Origin of the sequence: uncultured Lutibacter sp., from assembly GCF_937891065.1 — a bacterium.
Taxonomy (GTDB): Bacteria; Bacteroidota; Bacteroidia; order Flavobacteriales; family Flavobacteriaceae; genus Lutibacter.
In genome coordinates this window covers 1-3,616 of record NZ_CALAEQ010000257.1, presented here as the reverse complement: position 1 = coordinate 3,616, position 3,616 = coordinate 1, and the positions used below count along the sequence as shown (strand labels likewise).

The following is a 3,616-nucleotide window of genomic DNA, read 5'->3' as shown; positions in this document are numbered from 1 at the left end:
GCGGTCTGGACGGGACTCGAACCGTACAGATAAAACCCTTTATATATAGTGTTAAAATATGTCTTAACTAAAAACTCCACCTAATAACACACTTGATAAACAATGTTTTACAGTTAATTTTCAATGAACGTTTTACCTTTAAATGCACTACAAATTTAAGGAAAAGAATTAAAAAAACATAAATTATAAGTATAGATAAATTAAATCTAAACCTACCAACATATAAAGCCTACCCGTTATAGCAAAAATATAAAGCTATTCAAGGTAAAATATAACGATTAGGCTTTAATATGAAAGCAGTCCCTAGAGTAAATTTTCTCAGGAGTTTTATTTTTATAGAGCCAAAACAGTCTCAGAAAATATTCTACTTTTTGTAGAATCAAAAGATACAGCATAATGCTCTCGGTCATTTATTACGTTAAAATGTCAAAATGATGTGTATGATAGTTTTTACCATCTATAAAAAATACAATCCTACCCTGTTTAGTTATTTTTAATTCTGTACAGGATACAATTTGATTTTTACACAAACTTCCAATATTCTGTATCACCATTAATTTAAAAGGAGTATGTAGCTTGATAATCCTGTTTTGACCATTAACCACATAAATGATGTGAGGTGAGGAGTATTTTAAAAGCTCTATCAATTCTTTATTGCTCATATTTAAAAAAATAATTTAATTACAATATTTCTGGCATATGTACTATTGGATTATATTTTTGTAGAAAATAATTGTCCTCTTGATTTTGAAGGGATCTTCCAAGATGATTGATGAATTCGTAAGTATTACAATTTCTACTGAGAAAATGGTCAATGTAATTGCTTTTTGAGCTCTCTGTAAATAGATTATACAAATTCCATAGATTGATATACCCATAATCATCTGCACCGAAGTGTGCATCATCAACATAGTTTTTAATAATTGTGTTGATTTGAGAATCCGTTATCTTTAAATCAAACAATTGTTGCTTTTGCTGTTTATCCAAATGTTGATAGAGCTTCATTTTACCTACTAAATGTGCAAATTGCTGTTGGTTGATGGTATAACCCTGCAATTGCCTCATGGTATCAATATGTTCTTCCTGATTGTAGCTTAAAAACAAGTCTCTACTTTTAGATTTTAGCTCCTCTATACTACTTACTCTTAAATCATCTTTTAGACCGTCTGTAGCTATACACAAATTACAGCATACCATATTTTTGAAGCCAATAAAGATTTTAAATTTTTCAATGCTTTTTTTAGAGAACAAATTTTGCTCAGAGTAGGATCGTACTCCACCAATTGTAAGATTAAGCTTCTGATTATCTATATAAGCATTAATATGGGGTATTTCAACCATAAAAGCGATACGCTCATAATAAATGGTCTTTTCATGCTCAAATAGTTCCTTTGCTGGCTTTCCAATTGCAGAAGGAATACGGCCTTTTATAACGTGACTAGTTCTAATATTAGGCATCGTTACCATTTCTTCTGGAAATAGCTGTTGTGCTGTTTCTCTCACTGCATCTATAAACTCAAAATGAGGTATAGTGGTTTCGTTATCTTTTGCAAATACAGGAATAGTACAATCCTGCTTTAGATGTGCAAATGTGACTTGCTGTGTGTTTGCTTCTATAAAATGATTGCTGTTTGAAATAGAGGATTCTACCTCGTGGTTACTGACCACTTGCTGTATTACTGCTGTCAATTCCATTGTTTTGAATAGTTTTAGTTTGAATGATTTGTTTGTTGTCTATAATCTGAAAAGCATTATCAATTTCAGATTTCCTATCGATGATAAGTGGCTTAATCTGTTGTTTTAAGCTGCCATATTTTTGATATAAATGCCTTAAGCCCTCTAGTGTGGTAGTGGATTTAATTTCATTCATTACAGTGTCTAATGAGACCCCTTGATTACACCAAGCTATTAGCTTTTTACCTATAGCACTGTTAATTACGAATTCTGGCTTTCCAGAGAATAGATTCGTACGATCTTTACTAACTTTACATAAGTGATTTTCATTAATAAGTTCAAAGTTTACTGAAAGTTCGTACTCAAAACCTTCTGATGTGATTTCTTTAGTACCGTGCTTGACAACTTTGGATTTACCATTAGAGCTTATATCCAATGAATAATCTGTTTTACGCCTTGTGGTAGTAATGATGTGACTTTTGGATTGAAGGATTTTATCGATGAATTTCTGGTGTCTTGGTTTTACTCTTGCCCAATCCTGAAATCTACCACCTAATTGTTCGTGAATTTGCAAACAACCTCCTTCACCCTGCCATTCGTGAGTTATGGAATCGATGATAATGACCTCCATATTCGATTTTTCACATATACCAATTGCCTCTATATATCGCTCTGGGCTATATGATGGAAATAGATTTAAAACGTTGAAATTTCCCAAGTCTGAATATAAGCTGGCTGATGAATTCTCAGTGTCTATTACTGCTATCTTAGACCAGTCTTGTGTCATACCATAGGCCAATTGAAGAGCAGAATAGGTTTTACCAAATCCACTAGCTCCTGAGATCCCTAAACGTAATTTTACGTTATGTCGTTGTGTTTGTTGTAATTGCATAATTTTAATTGTTTTTATTTTATATATAATTTTAGATTGTCATTTATAACAAAAAAGAGCTTATCACCGTAGCGATAAACTCTTCCTGAAAATGGCATAATACCTATTTTTAAATAACAGTAGCTTCTTCAACTACTTGTTCTTCCATTTCCAATGCTGGATCTATGTATTCCCAACTATGCGACAGTTGTATGATCTCACCTGTTTCTTCAATGGTGTATTCATAAGGAGCTGTTGGTACTTTTTTGATAATACCCTCAAATTCTGCACCTATGAGTGATGATGCTGTTGACTCATCAAAGGTTGTTGCAACAAATGCTGTTTTGGCTGTGAAGTAAATTCTACCTGTTTGTTGGCTTTTAACAGGCATTGCACCTGATTGAACAATTAAGCCATAAAATTCTTCTCCATTTGAATTTTCAGCCTTTTTAATTTCTTTTACAGTTACCATAATAAAATGATTTTAATTACTGCAGTTGTATTAAAGGGGGACTACCCACCACCTGCTAATCAATAGGTGGGGTTTAAATTAGAAGGGGACTTATACTTTTAATACACAAGAGAAAATCAAACCATAGTGGTGAATTAGTAGTTTAAATCAGTTAACTTTTATATAATGTTTATGGGGGGGGGGGTGACATTTTAAGCGGCTTAAAAATTTAATTTTTATGTGAAGTCAAATTTTTAAAAATTAAAAAATTTATACTCAATCAAATCAATAATATTCATACAGAATAGCCAAACAATGCAAAAAAATGAACTCCTATTAAAGCGTGGGATTTAGCTGCTGTATTATAACACTAATTATTTTAGGATAGCTTTGGTAACATTCGTGTAATTATTGCCAATTTATTTTTCACTCTCCCTAGATGTAATATTATTCTAGAGCGATAATCGCCATATCAATTCATTATTTTTTATCAAGGGGGTAACAAGGTCAGTTAGGGAGGGTAACACAAGCGAAAAAAAAGGTATGGGGTATATAGTGGTTCTGTCCTCTCTTTTTTTAAGTAAAGATAAATTTTTAATTTTTCTTTAATCCAGATGCGA

General features: G+C 32.0%; 3 protein-coding genes. All 3 read right to left on the bottom strand.

The genetic code is table 11. The annotated features are described in order from the left end of the window. Positions 1-681: 681 nt before the first annotated feature. The 3 genes from Q0352_RS13685 to Q0352_RS13675 all read right to left on the bottom strand — a co-directional run bounded on the left by Q0352_RS13685 (position 682) and on the right by Q0352_RS13675 (position 3,017). Positions 682-1,695 carry a DUF3871 family protein gene (locus tag Q0352_RS13685; protein WP_299528409.1) on the bottom strand — a complete coding sequence of 338 codons (1,014 nt, stop codon included), beginning with the start codon at positions 1,693-1,695 and terminating at the stop codon, positions 682-684. Beyond that, positions 1,658-2,566, bottom strand: coding sequence for an AAA family ATPase (locus tag Q0352_RS13680; protein ID WP_299528407.1), 909 nt, complete (start codon positions 2,564-2,566; stop codon positions 1,658-1,660). The genes Q0352_RS13685 and Q0352_RS13680 overlap by 38 nt, the downstream gene beginning before the upstream one ends. A 109-nt stretch (positions 2,567-2,675) precedes the next feature. Beyond that, a complete protein-coding gene (locus Q0352_RS13675; RefSeq protein WP_299528405.1) occupies positions 2,676-3,017 on the bottom strand; it encodes a hypothetical protein in 342 nt (113 codons plus the stop codon). Positions 3,018-3,616: the final 599 nt, after the last annotated feature.